Source organism: Eudoraea sp. (assembly GCF_039969275.1).
Taxonomy (GTDB): Bacteria; Bacteroidota; Bacteroidia; order Flavobacteriales; family Flavobacteriaceae; genus Eudoraea.
In genome coordinates, this window is record NZ_JBDVOC010000003.1 from 285737 (window position 1) to 307084 (window position 21348).

General features: G+C 39.0%; 23 protein-coding genes. 16 read left to right on the plus strand and 7 right to left on the minus strand.

The features are described from left to right. Positions 1 to 35: 35 nt before the first annotated feature. Positions 36 to 986: a 2-oxoglutarate and iron-dependent oxygenase domain-containing protein gene (locus ABJH90_RS02205; protein ID WP_348141938.1), complete on the minus strand. Its 951-nt coding sequence runs from the start codon at positions 984 to 986 to the stop codon at positions 36 to 38. Between the two features lie 132 nt (positions 987 to 1118). Here ABJH90_RS02205 and ABJH90_RS02210 point away from each other — a divergent pair, with 132 nt between their 5' ends. From ABJH90_RS02210 to ABJH90_RS02260, 11 genes are all read left to right on the plus strand, one after another. Then, positions 1119 to 3095 (plus strand): dehydrogenase E1 component subunit alpha/beta, encoded by a 1977-nt coding sequence (locus ABJH90_RS02210; protein WP_348141939.1) that lies wholly within the window; start codon positions 1119 to 1121, stop codon positions 3093 to 3095. An 80-nt stretch (positions 3096 to 3175) separates the two neighbouring features. Continuing rightward, a complete protein-coding gene (locus tag ABJH90_RS02215; protein WP_348141940.1) occupies positions 3176 to 3685 on the plus strand; it encodes a hypothetical protein in 510 nt (169 codons plus the stop codon). A gap of 27 nt (positions 3686 to 3712) precedes the next feature. Beyond that, positions 3713 to 4387, plus strand: coding sequence for an OmpA family protein (locus ABJH90_RS02220; protein ID WP_348141941.1), 675 nt, complete (start codon positions 3713 to 3715; stop codon positions 4385 to 4387). A 58-nt stretch (positions 4388 to 4445) separates the two neighbouring features. After that, positions 4446 to 5594, plus strand: a complete 1149-nt coding sequence (locus ABJH90_RS02225; RefSeq protein WP_348141942.1) for an NAD(P)/FAD-dependent oxidoreductase — start codon at positions 4446 to 4448, stop codon at positions 5592 to 5594. Beyond that, complete coding sequence (locus tag ABJH90_RS02230; RefSeq protein ID WP_348141943.1) at positions 5591 to 6319, plus strand: methyltransferase domain-containing protein; 729 nt, start codon at positions 5591 to 5593, stop codon at positions 6317 to 6319. The genes ABJH90_RS02225 and ABJH90_RS02230 overlap by 4 nt, the downstream gene beginning before the upstream one ends. Then, positions 6312 to 7367 (plus strand): type III polyketide synthase, encoded by a 1056-nt coding sequence (locus ABJH90_RS02235; RefSeq protein ID WP_348141944.1) that lies wholly within the window; start codon positions 6312 to 6314, stop codon positions 7365 to 7367. Before ABJH90_RS02230 ends, ABJH90_RS02235 begins: the two co-directional genes overlap by 8 nt. An 18-nt stretch (positions 7368 to 7385) precedes the next feature. After that, positions 7386 to 8177, plus strand: coding sequence for an SDR family oxidoreductase (locus ABJH90_RS02240; RefSeq protein ID WP_348141945.1), 792 nt, complete (start codon positions 7386 to 7388; stop codon positions 8175 to 8177). Between the two features lie 3 nt (positions 8178 to 8180). Beyond that, complete coding sequence (locus tag ABJH90_RS02245; protein ID WP_348141946.1) at positions 8181 to 8636, plus strand: hydroxymyristoyl-ACP dehydratase; 456 nt, start codon at positions 8181 to 8183, stop codon at positions 8634 to 8636. Further along, complete coding sequence (locus ABJH90_RS02250) at positions 8626 to 9900, plus strand: beta-ketoacyl-[acyl-carrier-protein] synthase family protein (protein WP_348141947.1); 1275 nt, start codon at positions 8626 to 8628, stop codon at positions 9898 to 9900. Before ABJH90_RS02245 ends, ABJH90_RS02250 begins: the two co-directional genes overlap by 11 nt. A gap of 9 nt (positions 9901 to 9909) precedes the next feature. After that, positions 9910 to 10164 carry a phosphopantetheine-binding protein gene (locus tag ABJH90_RS02255; RefSeq protein ID WP_348141948.1) on the plus strand — a complete coding sequence of 85 codons (255 nt, stop codon included), beginning with the start codon at positions 9910 to 9912 and terminating at the stop codon, positions 10162 to 10164. A gap of 2 nt (positions 10165 to 10166) precedes the next feature. Further along, positions 10167 to 10598 carry a hypothetical protein gene (locus ABJH90_RS02260; protein WP_348141949.1) on the plus strand — a complete coding sequence of 144 codons (432 nt, stop codon included), beginning with the start codon at positions 10167 to 10169 and terminating at the stop codon, positions 10596 to 10598. 47 nt (positions 10599 to 10645) lie between these two features. On the opposite strand, the gene ABJH90_RS02265 is transcribed toward ABJH90_RS02260, so the two are convergent. Next, the gene (locus ABJH90_RS02265) at positions 10646 to 11152 is read right to left on the minus strand and encodes a YceI family protein (protein ID WP_348141950.1); all 507 of its coding nucleotides are present in this window, start codon (positions 11150 to 11152) and stop codon (positions 10646 to 10648) included. A 150-nt stretch (positions 11153 to 11302) separates the two neighbouring features. Here ABJH90_RS02265 and ABJH90_RS02270 point away from each other — a divergent pair, with 150 nt between their 5' ends. Next, the gene (locus ABJH90_RS02270; protein ID WP_348141951.1) at positions 11303 to 11662 is read left to right on the plus strand and encodes a hypothetical protein; all 360 of its coding nucleotides are present in this window, start codon (positions 11303 to 11305) and stop codon (positions 11660 to 11662) included. A 261-nt stretch (positions 11663 to 11923) separates the two neighbouring features. Further along, complete coding sequence (locus ABJH90_RS02275; RefSeq protein WP_348141952.1) at positions 11924 to 12265, plus strand: hypothetical protein; 342 nt, start codon at positions 11924 to 11926, stop codon at positions 12263 to 12265. 9 nt (positions 12266 to 12274) lie between these two features. Here ABJH90_RS02275 and ABJH90_RS02280 read toward each other — a convergent pair whose 3' ends face one another. Further along, a complete protein-coding gene (locus ABJH90_RS02280; protein ID WP_348142789.1) occupies positions 12275 to 13231 on the minus strand; it encodes a TerC family protein in 957 nt (318 codons plus the stop codon). Positions 13232 to 13368: 137 nt separating this feature from the next. Between ABJH90_RS02280 and ABJH90_RS02285 the strand changes: the two genes are divergently transcribed. Together ABJH90_RS02285 and ABJH90_RS02290 are read left to right on the plus strand one after the other, a co-directional pair. Beyond that, positions 13369 to 13734 (plus strand): hypothetical protein, encoded by a 366-nt coding sequence (locus tag ABJH90_RS02285; RefSeq protein WP_348141953.1) that lies wholly within the window; start codon positions 13369 to 13371, stop codon positions 13732 to 13734. A gap of 253 nt (positions 13735 to 13987) precedes the next feature. Beyond that, positions 13988 to 17230, plus strand: a complete 3243-nt coding sequence (locus ABJH90_RS02290) for a glycosyl hydrolase (protein ID WP_348141954.1) — start codon at positions 13988 to 13990, stop codon at positions 17228 to 17230. 105 nt (positions 17231 to 17335) lie between these two features. Here ABJH90_RS02290 and ABJH90_RS02295 read toward each other — a convergent pair whose 3' ends face one another. The 4 genes from ABJH90_RS02295 to ABJH90_RS02310 all read right to left on the minus strand — a co-directional run bounded on the left by ABJH90_RS02295 (position 17336) and on the right by ABJH90_RS02310 (position 20824). Next, complete coding sequence (locus tag ABJH90_RS02295; RefSeq protein WP_348141955.1) at positions 17336 to 18994, minus strand: hypothetical protein; 1659 nt, start codon at positions 18992 to 18994, stop codon at positions 17336 to 17338. Between the two features lie 171 nt (positions 18995 to 19165). Next, entirely contained in the window at positions 19166 to 20377 is a 1212-nt protein-coding gene (locus ABJH90_RS02300) for a multidrug effflux MFS transporter (protein ID WP_348141956.1), read from the minus strand. A gap of 79 nt (positions 20378 to 20456) precedes the next feature. Beyond that, complete coding sequence (locus tag ABJH90_RS02305) at positions 20457 to 20594, minus strand: hypothetical protein (RefSeq protein WP_348141957.1); 138 nt, start codon at positions 20592 to 20594, stop codon at positions 20457 to 20459. 41 nt (positions 20595 to 20635) lie between these two features. Beyond that, entirely contained in the window at positions 20636 to 20824 is a 189-nt protein-coding gene (locus ABJH90_RS02310) for a hypothetical protein (RefSeq protein ID WP_348141958.1), read from the minus strand. 151 nt (positions 20825 to 20975) lie between these two features. Between ABJH90_RS02310 and ABJH90_RS02315 the strand changes: the two genes are divergently transcribed. After that, entirely contained in the window at positions 20976 to 21344 is a 369-nt protein-coding gene (locus ABJH90_RS02315; protein ID WP_348141959.1) for a hypothetical protein, read from the plus strand. Positions 21345 to 21348: the final 4 nt, after the last annotated feature.

Genomic DNA, 21348 nt, shown 5'->3' on the forward strand with positions numbered 1-21348 from the left:
AAAATTAGTTACATAATTTTATCTAAAGTAATAAATCATTTTTTAATTAATCCGAGTTCAATTAGGCGTTCATTTAAAAACTCACCCGCCGTAATATCTTCAAATTGCTTGGGATGTTCGTCATTAATACAATTTACGAGGCAATTAAGTGGCATGCCACTGATAGGGTGCATGAAAAAAGGAATTGAATATCTGGATGTACTCCATAATTCACGTGGTGGGTTGATAACCCTGTGAACAGTCGATTTTAATTTATCATTGGATAAACGAGAAAGCATGTCACCAACATTGATCATTAATTGATCTGAACTGGCTATGGCATCTACCCATTCTCCCTTATGATTTTGAACTTGAAGGCCTCTGCCGTGAGCACCCATTAAAAGTGTTATAAGATTAATATCTCCATGAGCAGCTGCTCTGACAGCGTTTTTAGGCTCGTTCACAATAGGGGGATAGTGAATTGGCCTTAAAATAGAATTACCATTTTTAATATACTCATCAAAATAAGTTTCAGACAGATTCAGATGCAGAGCCAGTGCTCTCAGGACATACTTGGCGGTCTTCTCCAGCATCTTATAAGTTTCTTCGCCAACTGTATTGAATTCTGGCAATTCTTTGACGGTCACATTATCAGGGTATTCAGCTTCCAATTCCGAATCGTCCTCAACAAACTGACCAAAATGCCAAAATTCTTTTAAGTCTCCTTCTTTTCTTCCTTTGGCATGTTCTTTCCCAAATGAGGTATAGCCTCTTTGTCCGCCTATGCCCTTTATATGATAGGAATCCTTTACTCCTTCAGGTAAATTAAAGAACTTTTTAACTTCACCATACAAATCTTCAACCAGATTATCAGAAAGAAAATGACCACTCAGAGCCACAAAGCCAATATTTTCAAAAGCATTGCCTATTTCTTTTATGAATATTTCTTTTCGTTGCGGATCACCACTTGTATAATCTCTCAGGTCTACACTGGGTATACTGCTCATTATAATGGTTTTTTAGTACTTCCAAAGTTAATAAATATAAAGTGCAAATATGCATCCCATTTATACTGTTTTATTGAGGGCAATTTTGTTACATTTATACCCAAAATAGGCGTACAATCTATTCGTTGAAATATGCAATATTTAAGCAAGGGGATTAGCAAAGAAAAGCTGTTGGAGCTCTACCGGGCAATGCTCAAGCCAAGGATGATCGAAGAAAAAATGCTTATTCTCTTAAGACAGGGAAAGATTTCTAAATGGTTTAGTGGCATAGGTCAGGAGGCTATTTCTATAGGTGTTAGCAGTGCTTTAAATGAGGATGAATATATTCTTCCAATGCATAGAAACCTTGGTGTTTTTACCACGCGAGGGATACCTTTATTTCGATTATTTGCACAATGGCAGGGAAAATCCAGTGGATTTACCAATGGTCGTGATCGAAGTTTTCACTTTGGAACACAAGAGTATAACATTGTGGGAATGATTTCTCATCTGGGACCTCAATTAGGAGTGGCAGACGGGATTGCTTTGGCTGATCTTCTAAAAAAGAGAAAAAAAGTAACTGCAGTTTTTACCGGAGAAGGAGCAACCAGTGAAGGAGACTTCCACGAGGCTCTTAATGTCGCCGCTGTTTGGGATTTGCCGGTACTATTTTGTGTTGAAAACAATGGTTACGGACTTTCAACGCCAATTTCAGAGCAATTTAAGTGTGAACATATAGCTGATAAAGGCAAGGGCTATGGAATGGAAGCCCATATTATAAATGGGAATAATATTCTTGAAGTTTATAGCAAAGTTACTGAGATATGTGAAAGCATCAGGAAACAGCCCAGGCCTGTTTTATTGGAGTTCAAAACATTTAGAATGCGGGGACATGAAGAGGCCAGCGGTACTAAATATGTTCCAAAGAAACTATTGGAGGAGTGGGCAGCGAAGGATCCTCTAGAAAATTATGTGGAGTATCTGCACGCCCAGGGGGTTTTATCTGAGGAATTGGAAGTTGAATTCAAAAAGGAGATTATTCACGAAATAGATGAAAATCTACGGTTGGCTTTTGCGGAAGGACAAGTTCAATTAGATGAAAGTAAAGAATTAAATGATGTTTATAAAGAGTTTAATTATCAAGAAATTAAACCAAATAATGAATGGCATAACATACGACTGGTTGATGCAATTTCCGAGGGTTTAAAGCAATCCATGGAAAAGCATGAGGATTTGGTGATACTGGGCCAGGACATTGCTGATTATGGTGGTGTTTTTAAAATAACAGAGGGTTTTGTTGAGGCTTTTGGAACAGATCGGGTGAGAAATACCCCTATCTGCGAATCTGCAATTGTATCTGCGGCAATGGGGCTATCGATTAACGGAATGAAGTGCGTTATGGAAATGCAATTTGCCGATTTTGTGAGTTCGGGCTTTAATCCCATAGTTAATTATCTGGCAAAAGTTCACTATCGCTGGAATGAGAACGCAGACGTTGTAATTAGAATGCCTTGTGGCGGAGGAGTAGGAGCCGGACCTTTTCATTCTCAAACCAATGAGGCGTGGTTTACAAAGACACCCGGGCTTAAGGTAGTTTATCCAGCTTTCCCTTATGATGCAAAAGGACTTTTAGCCACGGCTATTGATGACCCAAACCCGGTCATGTTTTTTGAACATAAAGCGTTATATCGAAGCATTTACCAGGAGGTTCCCACAGCATATTATACCTTGCCATTTGGGGAAGCCGCTCTGCTAAAAGAAGGAAAAGACGTGTCTATAGTCACCTATGGAGCAGGCGTTCACTGGGCATTAGAATGTTTAGAGCAAAATCCGGAAATAGAAGCAGATTTATTGGATTTGCGTACGCTTCAACCTTTGGATACATCCTCAATATTTGAATCCGTAAAAAAAACCGGGAAATTAATTATTCTACAGGAGGACAGTTTATTTGGGGGAATTGGGAGTGATATATCTGCCCTTGTTATGGAAGAGTGTTTTGAATTTTTAGATGCTCCCGTAAAACGGGTTGGGAGTTTAGAAACTCCGGTACCATTTGCCAAATCTTTAGAAAATAATTATCTGCCAAAGGAAAGGTTTTTGACAGCACTAATTGAACTATTGGAATATTAAGATTTTTATGGTCATTTATGTTAGAAAACCATGCATATTTTTTACATTAGTAACTCGAAAAAATTTACAAAATTTATTTTATGAAAAATACAATTTATTTGGTCCTGGCCATGTTGATAGTTTCTTGCTCAGCAACGACTTCAGCCACTTCTCAGTCAACTGCAATGAAGAAAAAAACGCTTAAAGGCACCTGGTCCCTGACGGATATTCGTTTTATTGGGGAAGAAGGACTCTATAAAGCCGATTTATTTGGTATTGCAGATTCTCCTTGCTATAAAGGTGGTGAGTGGATGTTTATCCCAAATAATGGAACCGGAAGGTTCTCCATCAATGGAACCGATAGGTGCCAGGAAGGAACACATCGCATTCTATGGTCTTTCTATGAAACTGGTGATGGAAGTACACAACTTCAGTTTAAATTAGTGGATACAAAAAACAAACCGCTTAGCGGAGATAAAAGCGGCTATCGTATGATCATTAAAAGCCTGACAGAAACCAAGACGGTGTTTATGGTTGAGGTAGACTATAAAGGGAAACCTTTTGATGTAGAGCTGACCTTAGACAAAGTCTCCAAGGATGTAACACTTTAAAACATAACCATAATAAATAATATTGAGATGACAAGAAAATTTACGAGTTTCCTATTAGTAGGCATGATGTTTCTTTCTTTAAACACTGGCTGTAATGCTATAAAAAACTCCAATAAAACACAAAGGGGCGCTGCTATTGGTGGTGGCGGTGGTGCGCTTATTGGTGGGCTTATTGCGGGTAATATTGGAGGAGCATTAATTGGGGCTGCCATTGGTGGAGTTGCAGGTGGCCTTATTGGTAATAAGATGGATAAACAAGCCCAGAAAATTGAAACTGAAATTCCAGGAGCAGATGTAAAACGTGTAGGCGAGGGCATTCACATAATTTTTGACGATAAAAGTGGTGTGAACTTTGCGTTTGACAGTTCAGATTTAACTGCAGAAGCCAAGTCTAATTTAGATAAGGTTGCTGAAATATTTATAGAATTCCCGGATACGAATTTAATGATACAGGGCTATACAGATAGTGTAGGTAATGATGATTATAATCTGAAATTATCAAAGAAACGAGCAGACGTTGTTGCTAAATATATAGCCAATGCAGGTGTAGCATCCAGTAGAATGACTGTTGAGGGTTTTGGGGAGGCAGCACCAAGATTTGACAATGCAACTAAAGATGGGCAAGCTGGGAACAGAAGAGTTGAAATAGGAGTTTCTGCTAATAAGCAAATGATAGACGATGCAAAGGCTCAGGCTAATTAATTGATTACTCACAAATAATAGTTTTAATGTTTAAACCCGGCTGGTTAGTCGGGTTTTTTTGTTTAAAAACTCCTATCTTCCAAATGTGGATAACTATGATGTTATTATAATAGGTGGTGGATTAGCTGGTCTCACCGCTGCAATACAATTGGCGACTGAGCAATATAAAATACTGCTTCTCGAACGCTATGAATATCCCCACCACAAAGTATGTGGAGAATATGTTTCTAATGAAGTAATGCCATATCTGGCAGACTTGGAGGTGCCACTACCCAAAACAGTTTCAATAGATACCCTGCAGTTGTCAACACGAAGAGGTAAATCACTTCAAACTAAATTACCCTTGGGAGGTTTCGGAATAAGCAGATATACTTTTGACCAAGCCCTTTATAAAAAAGCGCTGTCTTTAGGAATCTCTGTTAAATTTGAAACTGTAAAAAATGTCACTTTTTTAAAAGATACCTTTAGTGTGTTTACAGAAAAGGGAAATAGTTATTCAGCTTCAGTAACTTTAGGAGCTTATGGTAAACGATCGGGATTGGATAAACAATTGAATCGAAAATTTATAGGTAAAAAAGCTCCCTGGATAGGGGTAAAGGCACATTATGCATTTCCTGAATTCCCCGACAACCTGGTAGCCCTGCACAATTTTGAGGGTGGATATGGAGGCTTATCTAAAACAGAATCCGGAGCAGTGAATTTTTGTTATCTGGCCTCATACAAAAGCTTTCAACGCGAAAAAAACATCGAAAATTTTAATTCGAAGGTGGTAGCAAAGAACATATTCCTAAATCAGTTCCTTGAGCAAGCACAACCACTTTTTGACGAGCCTATGAGTATTGCACAAGTGTCATTTGATCGCAAACAGCTGGTGGAGGAACATATTTTAATGTGCGGGGATACTGCGGGCTTAATTCATCCGCTCTGCGGCAATGGAATGGCAATGGCGATTCATAGCGCCAAAATTGCATCAGAAAGGATTGATAATTATTTTAAGAATGCAGAATATGGACGAAGTGAAATGGAATCGGATTACAAAAAAGAATGGACCAATTCCTTTAAGCGACGATTGCAAACAGGAAGGATTTTACAATCCGTTTTATTGAATCCACCGGCTTCCAACCTGCTTATGGGAACTATAACAAAATCACCCGGACTGATCAGATTGCTTATTAAAAGCACTCATGGCAAACCAATATCGCTATGATAGATTTGCGAGCTAGAAGTACGGAATCCGAATTAATGGACGACCCAAATGTGGCTATTGAAACACTGCAATTGGTATTTAAGGATATCAATAAGAGTAACCGACTTTTAGGGGGTAACTCAATAAGCTTGGGTAAAGTACGTGAGCTGATAAAAGAGTTCCCTAAAAAGCAATATACCATAGTAGATATCGGTTGTGGTGACGGAGAAACGCTAAGAAAACTGGCAATTTATTTTCGAAAAACAGCTATAGATGTTGTGCTAATAGGTTTGGATCTTAGCGAAAATGCCTTATCAATTGGACGGACATTATCAGTTGATTTTCCTGAGATTACATTCTTAAAACAAGACATTTTAACCTTGAAGCCAGTAGATTTAAACTGCGATATTCTGTTGTGTACGCTCACTATGCATCATTTTAGTAATGAACAAATTCCACTATTCTTATCCCAATTTACAAAATTGGCCAATATTGGCGTAATTATCAACGACTTACAAAGAAGTACACTTGCATATTATCTTTTTAAAGGGTTTAGTGCTATTTTTATAAAAACAAAAATTGCGAAACACGATGGTCTCATCTCTATTAAAAGTGGATTTAAGAAACAGGACTTAATATCTTTTTCAAAAAATTTACCTAATACAACTCATACAATTAATTGGAAATGGGCATTCAGATATGTATGGGTGATGCAGACCGCACGATTAAGCCAATCATATGAATAGTGTACGAATAGCAACTGTGGCTAAAGCATTGCCACCTTATTGCAGAGAAACTAAAGATATCTTGCCTTTTGTTGAGCTATGGCTTAGTGGACAGGAAGAAAGATTTCGAAGAAAAGTGATAAAGATATTTGAGGGTGCCGCGGTAGACAGACGCTATGGGATTATGAATATTGAAGATGTATTTACAGCCACAAGCCTGGAAGCAAAAAACGACATTTATGTAAGAGAAGTAAAAAAATTGGGAACAGCTGTGCTTCGAAACGCACTCAATGATAGTAATTGGAGTCCCGATTCTCTGGATTATATAATTACAGTAAGTTGTACGGGAATAATGATTCCTTCTTTAGATGCCTATATTGTTAATGATCTTCAATTAAGGCAGAATATTATCAGGTTGCCGGTTACTGAAATGGGTTGTGCAGCGGGTGTTTCGGGACTTATATACGCAGCGAACTTTTTAAGGGCAAATCCTGGGAAACGAGCTGCCGTAATAGCTGTGGAAAGCCCTACGGCAACATTTCAACTCACAGATTATTCCATGGCAAATATGGTTAGTGCTGCAATATTTGGTGATGGGGCAGCTTGTGTTTTACTGTCTTCTGAAGAAGACGCAGTCGGACCCGCTATCGTTGCGGAGGAAATGTATCATTTTAGAAATGCCACGCATCTGATGGGTTTTGACCTTACCAATACCGGGCTTAAAATGATCCTGGATCCATCTGTTCCTGAAACCATAGCACAGCACTTTCCTGATATTGTACATCCGTTTTTGAAAAAGAACGGAACGTCTATTGATCATGTAGATCATTTAATCTTTCATCCCGGTGGAAAGAAGATTGTGCAAACCGTTGAAGAATTGTTCGGAAAATTAGGAAAAAATATAGATGATACGCGTGAAACATTGAGGCTATATGGAAATATGAGTAGTGCTACAGTACTTTATGTGCTCGAACGGTTTCTATCCAAAGAAATAGCCAAAGGAGAGCAGGGACTGATCTTAAGCTTTGGGCCCGGATTTTCCGCACAGCGAGTTTTGTTGGAGTGGTAGATATAAAAAATAGTCAAGGTGGATAAAGTAAAAACAAATAATTGGGCGTTAATTCTGGGTGGAAGTAAAGGCCTGGGACTTGCAACGGCCATAAAACTAGGCAGTAATGGGTATAATATCCTGGTTGTCCACCGGGATCGTAACCTGGATATGCCGGGCATAAAAAGTACCTTTAAAGAAATTAGTTCAGCCGGAGTGCTGTTTAAAAATTTTAATAAAGACGCTATACAACTGGCAAGCAGAGATGAGTTAATAAGTGAAATTCAACACTTTCTTCCCAAAGGTCATAAGATCAAGGTATTGGTTCACAGTATTGCAAAGGGTAACCTAAAACCAATGTATTCTTCCAATGAACAAGAACTTAGCAACCAGGATTTTCAAATCACGATTAACGCAATGGCTATAAGTCTATATGATTGGGCACAGGCATTAATAAAAGCAGGCCTTTTTGCAGAGGATTCACGGATTATTGCATTTACTAGTGAGGGATCTTCGAAAGCTATTTATAATTATGGTGCAGTTGGGGCTGCAAAAGCCGCCTTGGAAGCTATTTCCAGAAATATGGCGTTGGAATTTGCAGCTCTTGGCATAAAAACCAATTGTATACAGGCGGGGGTTACAAATACTGAATCCCTAAGGCGGATTCCCGGAAGTGAGAACCTTCTAGAGCAGGCTAAATTGCGGAATCCGAACGCACGCCTTACCACGCCAGAAGATGTAGCTGATGTGGCCTATCTTTTATGTACAGAAGAGGCAAAATGGATTAATGGAACTGTAATTAAAGTAGATGGAGGTGAAAGTTTAAGATAAATTATGGATGTTAACAAGATCATAGAAAAACTACCGTATACTAAGCCATTTCTATTTGTGGACAGTTTATCTCACATCGATAGTAGTGGTGCTGCAGGTAGTTTTTGTTTTCAGAAGGATCTTGATTTTTACGAAGGACATTTTAAACAACTTCCGGTTACACCCGGTGTTATACTTACCGAATGTTGTGCTCAAATAGGATTGGTTTGTCTGGGAATATTCTTGCTTTCGGACAGTCCGGAAAAAGACATAAATGATCTTGCTGTGGCCTTCAGCAGTTCTCAAATGGAATTTTATATCCCGGTATACCCGGGAGAGACAGTATATGTGAGTTCAGAAAAGCTTTACTTCAGATTCAATAAATTAAAGTGTAAGGTAAAAATGCATAATGCAGCTAAGGAGTTGGTGTGCAAAGGGGAGTTGGCAGGAATAATAAAGTATTCATCTAATGGAGCATAGAGTAGTGGTTACCGGTTTAGGCATTTGTGCCCCAAATGGTGTGACAATTGCCGACTTTACAAAAACCCTTCAGGAGGGTAGCAGTGGGATAAGTTTTCAACAAGAATTAAAAGATCTTAATTTTGGATGTCATGTTGCTGGAAAACCGGAACTTACATCAGAATATATCAATAAATACTTCACCCCTTTACAGCTAAGGGATTTAAATGCAAGTGGTCTGGTTTATGGGGTGATAGCAGGCACAGATGCATGGACTGATGCCGGTTTAAGTAAAGCAGAGGCAGATGAACCAGATTGGGATAGTGGTATCATTTTTGGAACAGGTATTTTAGGGGTGGATAAATTTCGAGAATCTATTCATTTGGTAGATGCCGGAAACACCAGGAGGTTGGGAAGTACTTCAGTTATACAAACCATGGCAAGCGGTATAAGCGCCTATTTGGGTGGTATACTGGGTTCCGGCAACCAGGTGACAACTAATTCGTCGGCATGTACAACAGGCACAGAGGGCCTGATGATGGCTTATGATCGTATACAAGCAGGAAAAGCAAAACGAATATTAACCGGAAGTTGCAGCGACAGCGGTCCATATGTCTGGGGTGGTTTTGATGCTATGCGCATACTCCCGAGAAAATACAATGATACACCATCTACTGCCAGCAGACCTTTGAGTGCTTCAGCCTCTGGCTTTGTTCCCGGAAGTGGGGCAGGGGCATTGGTTTTAGAATCATTGCAAAGTGCCAAACAAAGAGGCGCAAAAATATATGCGGAAGTTTTGGGTGGAGCCATCAACAGTGGAGGTCAAAGAGCAGGTGGCAGTATGACGGCTCCTAATAGCATATCTGTTCAGAGGTGTATAAAAATGGCCCTGAAGAACTCTGGAATAGCAAGCAAAGATATTGAGGCCATAAACGGTCATTTAACGGCTACTGGAAAAGACCCTGTTGAAGTGCTTAACTGGAGTCTGGCCCTGGAACGATCAGGACTCGATTTCCCATATATTAATTCTTTTAAAGGAATTATGGGGCATGGCCTTGCCGCCTCAGGAAGTATGGAATGTGTAGCAGCAGTATTGCAATTTAAAAAAGGACAAATTTTTGGAAATGTAAATGTTGAAGACTTGCATCCCGAAATAGAAAAAATAGTAGATAAATCCCGTATTCCCGTAAAAACAATAGATTTTAAACCAAAAACAATCGCAAAAGCTAGTTTTGGCTTTGGAGATGTAAATGCTTGTGTTATTTTTAGGACCTTTATGGATTGAAAAAACACTATGAAAGAAGAAAATTATTATCAACAATTGAAAGGTATAGTTAAACCCTATTTACCGGAGGACATGACAGTAGATGATATATCACCTGACAGTCATTTTATAAATGAACTCAATATAAATTCTGCCAACCTGGTAGATATTGTTCTGGATGTTGAAGATGCTTTCGACATTACCCTTGAAAATGATGATATGGACCAGATGCAGACAGTAAATGACGCAATGGCCATTATTGATAACAAACGAAGTTCAAAATAACTATGGAATCGTTTTATTCCTGGGTCCTGAACAAATTAAGGGTAGATAGCAGGCTCATATTTACATATTGCATAGTTTATTTTACATGGGGAATGTTGATGAACTGGTTTGGCAATGAGGTTGAAATTGCTAGGTTTACTTACTGGTGGCAGGTAATAACTTGCTATATTCTCTATATGGTACCCATCTCTTTATTGTTGCGAAAATTCCCTTTTCATATGCAATATGCGTACGGACTTGTGGCTATGGGTCTTTTAGAATTTGGCGGTTACTTTTTTAAAACTTCCTATGCTTTTCCTGGTAATATTCTGGATGAAATGTTTGGGATTCGAAATTTTACCTTGGGGATGGCACTTTTCTTTGCCTTTTATTTTCCAATTGGAAATTGGGGCGTAGGTAAAATATATGAATTGATTTTTAAAGGAAAAGAATAAATTCAAGGGCTTTTTTAGGGATTTTATATCTTCTGAAATTAGGAATACTAACCAAGTTCAAGAATTAGGTTTATTTCTACCTTATTTTCCTGACGACCCTTTTTTATATTGATATTAAAATCAGAACAAAAAAGGGTAGCAGATCCTCGAAGTGTATTTCCATCTTTCTCAAAATACCATGTTAGTGTTTTAGATATCCCCTTTATGGTTATGGTTCCACTAACCTCAAAACCAGTCTTATTGTAGATAACCTCCGTACTTTTAAAAGTAATCAGCGGATAGGCTTCTTCATCAAAATATTTACTGTTTTTTAAATGCCAGTCACGCAAAAAATTACCCGTTTTTAAGGTGTTAACAGCAACGGATCCCTCGAATACTGAACTCGTGAGCTCTTCAGGAATAACTTTAGATGAAGACTGAAATCCTTCAATAGTTCCATCAACATCCTTAGAAACAAATACAAATTCAATACGCGCAGAGGTAATAGATTGCTGTGCACTTAAGGCATTGGCTAACAGCAGAAATAGTATAAGGAATTTTGAATATAATTTCATAGCGTAATTTATTTTTAGACTCTTTTCAAAGGTAATTAAATCACAAAAACGCTAAAGTGCTAATTTAAATCGATTTTCGGTTCATTAACTAAAAATATATTCTCTTGCATTTCACTAAAAATCAGTACTTTGCAAAACAGAACCCTAATAATGAAATTTATATCTATATCTCTTTTAAGAAAGTTTGGTCTTTTGATTTTTTTATCAACTTTGCATACTATAGGATATAGTCAGAAGGAGAATAAAAACTGGGATAAGAACGAACTTACGGTTGAAAAGAGAACAGTCCTTGAGCGATTTGATTCAGATCTCGTCATTTCGCCAGAAGCGAGGATGAAACTAAAAATGGAGCGGGTTGCAACTATTAAAAAGAGACTGGAAATTATTGACACATTAAATATCTCTGAAAGACAGAGGCGCAGGTTGCTAAAAGAGCTCTATCTTTCCCCTTTTTCTGACAAATGGAACAAGGTGATAGTAGATCTGGAGTTCGAGGAAGAAACGCATTAGTTTATTTAGTTTTGAAAAATTCCAATTAAAAACTACGTTACCGGATGCACGGGCTTAATCGAGGATTAAACCAAATTGGCCTTTTAAATTCTTCTAAAAACCTTTTCTTCACTTATATTTTGCCACAGCTATAAAAAAGTTAAGTCTTATAAAAATTAGTTAAAATTCCAGTTTGTGATTCCTTGGCGCTCTTTTTTGTCAAAATTTTCGTACCTTAAATCCACCAATTAATAAATCGAGTACCCCCAAAATCAAATTATAATGACTGCAACAGGACCCATTTCACGTGTTCCCACTAATTCTGGCAGTACTAATGCCTTATTGCGATTGGAACGCAACAACCGAAGTTTACTATCACTGGAGGAAAAATTAAAATCGTATGTCTGCGAGCCTAAAACTCGCAGCCTTCACAATCGACTGGAATCATTAAAACATAGTCTGGCTAATTTAAAAAATTCAAACCTGGAGATTATAAAGGCATTGAAAGATCATACGCTGTTTTTTGAAGATGCAAAAGAGCGCATTAGGGAACAATTAGTAAATTATAAATCTTTGGAGCTAAAAGTGTTCGAATATATTGGCATGGCCAAATTACACTGCTAAAGGCTATTTTTAGTTGTCTTCTGTGACCTCTTCTTTTTGGGGAATTAATAAAGAAGTTACAACACCACTTAACAACGATACAACAATTACCGTAAGGGAAACCCATTCTGAGGGGTGAAACTTATGAGACAACAACATTTTAAATCCTACGAAGGCTAATATCACCACCAGGCTGTAGTGGATGAACCTAAATTTAGCAAGCATCCTTGAAACCAGAAAATACATAGACCGCAAACCTAATATCGCCATGATGTTAGAACTGAAGACAATAAAAGGATCTGCCGTTATTGCAAGAATGGCAGGAATACTATCCAAGGCAAACATAACATCTGTTATTTCAATTACAACAAGAGCCACAAACAAAGGGGTGGCTACGGTTAACCCCATCTTCTTTATAAAAAAATTATGCCCGTTAATAACTGTGGTGATGGGATAAATTTTCTTGATTTGTTTAAAAACAAAAGAATCCTTAGGGTTAAAATCTGTATTTCCCGTGCGTAACATCTTAAATGCAGTGTAAAGAAGGAAAATACCGAATACATATATTATCCATTCAAACCTATTTATTAGGGCAACTCCAAAGAGGATCATAAAGGCCCTAAATACAATTGCACCAAGTATACCCCAGAATAAAACCCTGTGCTGATAAACAGGAGGAATTCCCAATGCCGTAAAGATCACAGCTATCACAAAGACATTGTCAATACTTAATGAGAGTTCAATTAAATATCCTGTAATATATTTTAAAACTGCATCTCCAGGGGTTAATCCAGTTGGATTATCAATAATACCGCTCGAGAATAGCCAATAGATTATCCAGCTAAAACTCATAGCAACAGTAACCCAGAGAGCTGTCCATATACCAGCCTCTTTAGAACGGATTACATGATCTTTTTTGTTGAAAACACCAAGATCAAGTGCCAGGAAAATAAAAATAAGAAAGATAAAGGCACCCCAGATTAGCATACTCATAGCAAATTAGTTGCTAATATAAGAATCGTTTTTATACTTTTGGAATGGTAGTTGTATAATAAAAATTATGTTAACTTCCCATTAGGATTCAGCTGATTATAATTCTTAACTTGGGAGACAAAATCACTATTATGACAAACGTATTTAGAAATTTAATAAAGGGCTTGCCAATTATTCTTGCCCTGATGTTTAGTAATATCACCAATGCTCAATTTGTACCCAAGAACGATGTGGAAAAGCAAGCTGCTAAACTTGTTCAAGCTTATCAGGCCGACGTAGGGATGACAGTTGAGCAGGCATCAGCTGTTTATGAAAAGATTGCTGAGACAATAGTCAAGGAAAACGAGATTAACAAGAGTTCGGCTACTCCGGAAGAAAAGAAAAAAAGCCTTACCGCTTTGTCAAAGCAGGAAACAGAATATATGAGTACCATTTTGGACCCGAAACAAATGAAAGAGTATAAAAAACTGAAAAAGACATTGCAACCAATCAAATAATAGTGCAATAGAACTTCAGTTTTTATCTTGTAATTATATAAAATACTTACTAATAGCATTTTATATTAATTTATATATATTAAAACTTCTCTATTTTTAAAACCCCAATTATTTCAAGTCACCTTTGGCGGATACATCTTTTGGCCTTTTAAATGAATGTTTAGATGCCTTTATTTCATCGTATTTTTAATACTTAAAGATGAAAAATTTATTAAATTTTAATTACATTCGGGCTTCTAAAACTTATACATTTATGAAGATCAGCAGATGTTATGCTCTTGCATTTATTTTTGGCCTGGGATTAGTATTTAACACCCGGGCTCAGGAAGCTAAAGAAGACCCTTATCAAGGATTAAATTTCCGAAGTTTAGGTCCGGCGTTTACCTCCGGCCGTGTGGCTGATATAGCTATTCACCCTAAAAATGAGAATGTTTGGTATATAGCCATTGGCTCAGGTGGGGTTTGGAAAACGACTAATTCCGGGACTACCTGGAAACCTGTTTTTGACAAGCAAACTACTTATTCCATAGGTTGTGTCACTATCGATCAATCTACTCCCAGTACTATTTGGGTGGGCTCAGGCGAAAATGTAGGAGGCCGTCATGTCGGTTTTGGCGATGGTATTTACGTTAGTCACGACGACGGAAAGACATGGAAAAATATGGGCCTGAAGAAATCTGAACATCTTTCTAAGATCATAATTCATCCCGAAAATTCGAATATTATCTGGGTGGCTGCACAAGGCCCGCTCTGGAGTAAAGGCGGGGAACGCGGTGTATATAAATCTACCGATGGCGGGTCTACATGGAACAGAACCCTGGGAAATGATGAATGGACAGGTGCCACCGACCTTCTGATTGATCCCACAAACTCTGATGTGCTATATGCGGCAACATGGGACAGACACAGGACGGTTGCTGCTTATATGGGCGGAGGCCCCGGTTCAGGAATTCACAAAAGTACTGATGGGGGAGAGACCTGGGAAAAATTGACCACCGGAATCCCAAAAGTAAGACTTGGTAAGATTGGCCTGGCCATGAATCCATTTAATAATAATATGATCTATGCTGCCATTGAATTGGAACGCCTTACAGGTGGTGTTTTTGTGTCCACCAATGGGGGACAGTCCTGGACCAAGAAATCCAATACTGTTTCGGGAGGTACCGGCCCGCATTACTATCAGGAATTATACGCTTCCCCACATAAGGAAGGAAGGTTATACCTGATGAACAACTATGTTAAAATATCGGATGATCACGGTAAAACGTTCGTGAATATGAACGAAAAAGGAAAACATGTAGATAGTCATGCTATGGCCTTTAAGGCTTCTGATCCCAATTATGTGCTATTTGGTACTGATGGTGGCTTATATGAAAGTTTTGACCTTACAAAGACCTGGAAATTTGTTTCAAACCTTCCGGTGACCCAATATTACAAGGTGGCTGTAGATGATAGTAAACCATTTTACAATATTTATGGAGGAACACAGGACAATGGGTCTCATGGTGGTCCATCCAGAACCAGAAATGAGGCCGGGATCTTAAATTCTGACTGGTGGATTACGCTGGGAGCCGATGGTCATCAATCCGCCACAGAACCCGGGAATCCTGACATTACTTATGGGGAATTTCAACAGGGTGTTCTATGGCGCGTAGATCAGACCACGGGTGAGACGGTATTCATCCAACCACAACCCGCTTTGGGAGAGCCGGCAGGGCGTTTTAACTGGGATGCACCTATTTTGGTAAGTCCACATAAACCCACCCGTATCTATTTTGCTTCACAACGGGTCTGGAAATCCGAGAACAGAGGAGATGAATGGCAGGCTGTTTCTAAAGACCTTACACGCAATCAGGAGAGGCTGGCGCTTCCTATTATGGGCAGACAAATGAGCTGGGACAATGCCTGGGATGTAAATGCCATGTCTAACTATAACACGATTACTTCATTAGCTGAATCTCCTAAACAGGAAGGTTTACTTTACGCAGGTACCGATGATGGAATTATACAGGTGTCAGAAGACGGAGGTACTAATTGGCGTAAGATTGAATTAAGCGCTATAAAAGGTGTACCGGCAACACCATTTGTAAATGATGTACGAGCCGACCTGTTTGATGCAAATATTGTTTATGCAGCCTTAGATAATCACAAATACGGGGACTTTAAGCCTTATTTGTTAAAAAGTTCCGACAAGGGTCGTACCTGGAGTTTAATGAACGGAAATCTCCCGAAGAGACTGCTTACCTGGCGTTTGGTACAGGATCATATCAAACAGGATTTACTTTTTGCAGCAACGGAAAACGGCGTCTATTTTACTGCGAACGGAGGAGGTAGCTGGAGCCAGTTAAAAGGAGGTTTACCCACTATTGCCATACGTGATATTACTATCCAAAGAAGGGAAAACGATTTGGTTGCCGCATCATTTGGAAGAGGTTTTTACGTTCTGGATGATATTACCCCGCTACGGGAGTTTGACAACAATGTAAAAAACGCAGAAGGAACATTATTTGATGTAAAACCAGCCTACTGGTATGTACCCAAGTCTGCGCGCTACGCACAAGGCAGTAATCAGTACGTGGCTAAAAATCCGGAATTTGGAGCTATTTTCACCTATTACCTAAAAGATTCACTTGTTTCTTTAAAGTCTGCCCGTAAAATTGCAGAAAAGGGTAAAACCTCGATTCCTTTTCCCGGATGGGACGCTTTGGAAGCTGAAAAGGTTCAGGAAAAACCCGGTTTGTTCCTTACCGTAAAAAACAGTAAGGGCCAGGTAGTTAAAGTGGTAAAGGGAACCAACAAAAAAGGTTTTAACCAGGTCAACTGGGCATTGGATATCGCCGATAGAAGCGGGGAGGACCTAAATCCGCCTAAGGCTACAGGGAACAACTATGACCGTAGTATTATGGTTACACCCGGTGACTATTCCGTTACCTTATCAAAAATGGTGGATGGTCAGATGGTACAATTGGGCAGTACAAAGAACTTTAAGGTAGTTCCTCTTGCCGAAGGGGCTCTAAAAGGTGCTTCTTATGAAGAGATAGCCGCGTTTACAGAAAAGTATCAGGCTTTTCAGCAAGACCTGAAGGCTACAAAAACGGTTTTAAAAGAGAGTACTCTGAAAGTTAATGCCATGCAACGCGCTTTACAAAATGCAACATCGCCTTCCGCTGAACTGGTTCAGAAATTGCACGATGCTAGGTCTATGCTTCAGAAAATGGATTCCAGGATAAATGGTAATCCGGCTAAAAATGAAATTGGGGAAAGGAATGCGCCAAGCCCTAATTCAGGGAATTCCATTGGCCGCCGGGCCCTATCTACAAGCACTTATGGTCCAACCGCTAATCATAAAGCGTCATTTGGAGTGGCTCAGTCAGAGTTAAAGACTCTTAAAGCAAATCTCAATGGCTTTGTGAATTCAGAATTACCTTCCCTCGAAGCCCAGCTGAAAGCAGCAGGAGCCCCCTGGATAGAAGGTCAGGGAATGATTGAAAATTAAAAATAATAACATGCTTAAATAGCCCGTGGTAATTAATATACCATGGGCTATTTAATCATCTTTCCAATAACTGGTTATTGTCATTTCCTGGTTATAGCTGAATATTTATCGCACCTTGTTTAATTTTATTACATTCCAGCCAAACATCATGGTAGGAGTACAATTTTTATAACTAAAAGTTGTCCTTTCAAGGAATTCCATAACATCCGGTGTGATATCAATAACTTCCCCATTATAGCTTCTATATCTAATGTGCGTGTTAGCTAAACCCAAAGTTGCACCTGAAAGTTTAAACTGTTTAATAGAGCCGGGGTTTTCCAGAGGAATCATGCATGCAGAGAGCGTTCCTTTGTGTGACCTGTAATTTGCACTTTCACGTCGGGGAATTTTAATTTGAAATTCAGAGGTCACCTGCCCAGTAGGGTTTTCTTCAAAAGTTATTTCAATAGTTCCGGTTACATCCCTTTCCAAGGTGCTTCCTAAAGTGGCAATATCAACCTCCCAAGTGCCAATTAGACATGCATCAAATGTTCCGGAATATTCACTGCAGCAATCCGTTTTAGCCTTTAGTTCATAATTTATCTCCAGATTAGTTAAAGGAATACTATTTAAATGAGACATTAGAACATGCATAGACATAGAATAGGCACAGTCTCCCTCAATTGTTACGGTTGAGTTCCAGTCCTTTAGCGCTACACCCCCTTCTACAACAAGTGACTGGAAATATGAATAATCTGTCCCTTCGGGAGGGTGTAAGGTCAATTGATGTCCAGGGGGAATAATGATTTCAAACAGTTGAAGACGTTCCGGTTCAAGATCTGGTAATGAGATACTGGAACCGCTGGTTACAGGATCATATTGTAACCGAGCTGTGGGTCCTTCATTTGGAATGTAACCTCCTCCGGAGTCGTGTATAGCGAGTTGATAAAAGTCAAAAAGAAAATGTTGATAGAACTGATCAAAATCTGAGGATCTCATAAATTCAAGCCGTTCCCCTCGGGTAGTTCTTTGGGTGAGTTGGTTCATTAAAGGGACAACAGCAGATTTACCATATTTGTCTGCGTAATATTTCCAAAGTACATAGGCGTCATAAGGTTGCGTAAAGGCTTTTCCATCAAGATCAAACGATATTGCACTGCTATGTTCGGTATTCACTTCCTTGTATACTTCAGAAGCCAGATACTCTGCAACACTTTCGTCGAACCAGGCATTCAAAGACCTGTAAAATTTCACGAGGTATCTGACATTTTCCATGACAAAGCAATGTCCTATTTCGTGCGCAAAGATTAATTTTCGTGCATCCCCGGTGCTTCCTTCCAGAGTGGGAACTCCAGATTTCATCCAGCAACTGTCATCTACGATCCATTTAGCTATTCCGGTATGGCTGTAATTTAAGTTATCCAGTAGGTAATACAATTTATTTTCCATAGTACCATAATTTACATACTCTGCTCTTGCATCACTTATGGCGTCCATTGCGTCTTTTATTAAACCTTTTTTTGCTAAGGATGGTTCTCTTCCCCAACTGTATGGAGTTATTACAAAATCCTTTCCATTGGGGTGATGATGGGCATAGCAGCCAAGACCTCCGATACCTTCATCATCTTCCTCATAATAAATTTTCAAGATATCTTCACCGGGTGAATCTGCAGTTGTCGGTGTAATTGGGCGAAGTTCGAGTTCTTCACAAGTAGAAACCTGATATTGCGCTGTAAGGTGTAAACCAATAAATGTAAGAAGTACGAAAAGATATATTTTCTTCATAGTCAAAAGTTGTGTTTTCAAAATTAAAGGGGAGCTGTTCGAATGAGACGAAACTTAGGTACACCGGGGTGGTGTAAAAGCCTTCTTAAGGTACCGAAAATTTGAGACTTTAACAAGGGTGTCAGCCTATAACCCAAAAGCAGATCGCTGGGGGATCAAAACTTTAGGTAGTTAAAACGGGCTTGGAACACCTCTTTTCCCCAGAAAGAAATAGGCCAATACTCCAAATGAGATTAACCCGCAAGCCAAAAACCCTATAAACATTGGAAGAACACTATCTATTATAAATTGACCGATATAGGCGCTAATAGCAACACCCATAATTGTCGCAATAAAGCCTGTAATAGCTGCACCTATACCCGCAATATGACCAACCGGTTCCATAGCAAGGGAGCGCAGGTTGCCAAATAGGAAGCCAACTGCGAAGAACTGTAATGCAAAAAAAGTGAGCAGGATTCCAAATGGGGGATTCCCGGTTCTGGCAAATAAAACAATATAGACCAAAGAGATTAGCACGGAGGCTGCCATAGCAACGGTTACTAGTCTAAGCATACCATAACGCAATACCAATGTGCCGTTAAGCAGAGTTGCAGCACCAATAGTAATTGCCAGAGCCGCAAAAATATATGGGAAAGACTCTTTTAAGGCGTATTGCTCCTGGAAAATTTGCTGTGAGGTACTCAGGTAAACTAAAAAAGAGCCAGTTATAAAGCCCCAGATAATAGTAAACAACATGGTCTGCCTGTAATTTAACAATTCACGGTACCCGTCAATAAAAACACCCCAACGGAAGGATGTTCTTTTCTCAGGAATTAATGTTTCTGGTTGTCTCTTCCAAAACCAAAACGAAACCAGAATACTGAAAAAGACCTGTACATGAAAAATTGCCTCCCAACCGTAAAAATCCAGGATCCATTTACCCATTGCTGGAGCAATGATGGGTACAAGGATAAATATTACAGTAACAAATGACATGATCCTCGCCATATAATTACCACTGTACGTATCTCGTATCATAGCAATACTTATGGTACGTGGCGCGGACAATGAAATGCCCTGCAGAATGCGTCCTATGATCATTAGTTCAAAGGTTGGTGCATAAACACAAAGAAGACTGGCAAAAATAAAGAGCCCAAAACCCATGTAAACAACTGGTTTACGGCCAACACTGTCTGAAATAGGGCCAAATAACAAGGGTCCTACACCCAAGCCCAGAAAGAATAACAGAATTAGTAATTGGTTTTGAGAAGGATTTGTTGCACCTACTGCAATTCCAATAATATCAAGGGCTGGTAAGATGGCATCCAAAGCCAGGGCAGCAATAGACATTAATGCTGCCATCAGGGCCACAAATTCCAATTGGGATTGCTCTTTTTTTACCATCCGGCAAAAATACACCAATCCCAAGAAAGAATCATATAAGATAGATGGGATCTACAGGAATAATTTCATGGGATAAAACTCAGAATAATTCAAAGACATAACCCAACAGCCAATACAGTATAATAAATACTACTACGGTTCCAATACAACCACATCGTCCGCCTCCTATTTTTCTAGCACCAATAGCGGCAACAATGGCGCGAACCAGATTCTTCATAAGATTCAATGTTTAAGGAACTTAAGATACGAAAATTGTGCTTATAATTCCAGATGCCTTAAGACTTCATAAACAATAAATGCGGGCCATAATAGGGCCTTAATAAACCCTATGACTCCGGCCCAAAAGCTTGTGGCCATTTGAATATAATACACTGCAGCCCCTACAACGCCCAAACCGTAAACAGCATTGGTAGCATGGCTGGTTTGTGTAATATTTTTAGTAGTCATAATCATATCAGTTTAGAGTACAAAATTCTCTCCTATGAAGAAGATCACCTATGACATTTGTCAGCTTCCTCTCTTAATTAATCTCTTAACAGTTAAAAGATGTATAAATCCGAATATGTTGTACATTTAGGAAGAGATATTCTGTACAACCATGAAGATTAGGGTTTTAGGCAATTCGGTCCGTTTCAGACTTACGCGTTCAGAGGTGGATACGCTTTGTACCAAAGGGTATATAGAGGATCGGACCGCTTTTGATACTACAGTCTTTACCTACGCCATAAAGTTGGTCGCGGACACTGAACAACTTACCGCCCAATTTGAGAACAATACTATTTCCCTGAATCTTCCCAAATTCCTCGGAAATAATTGGCACCAAACAGAGCAGGTTGGTTTTAGTGAAACCATGGAATTTAAAAATAATGACAGTTTATTTCTATTATTAGAAAAGGATTTTACCTGCCTGGACGAGCGTCAGGAGGACCAGTCCGATAACTATCCTAATCCTAAAGAATTACTTTAAGTAT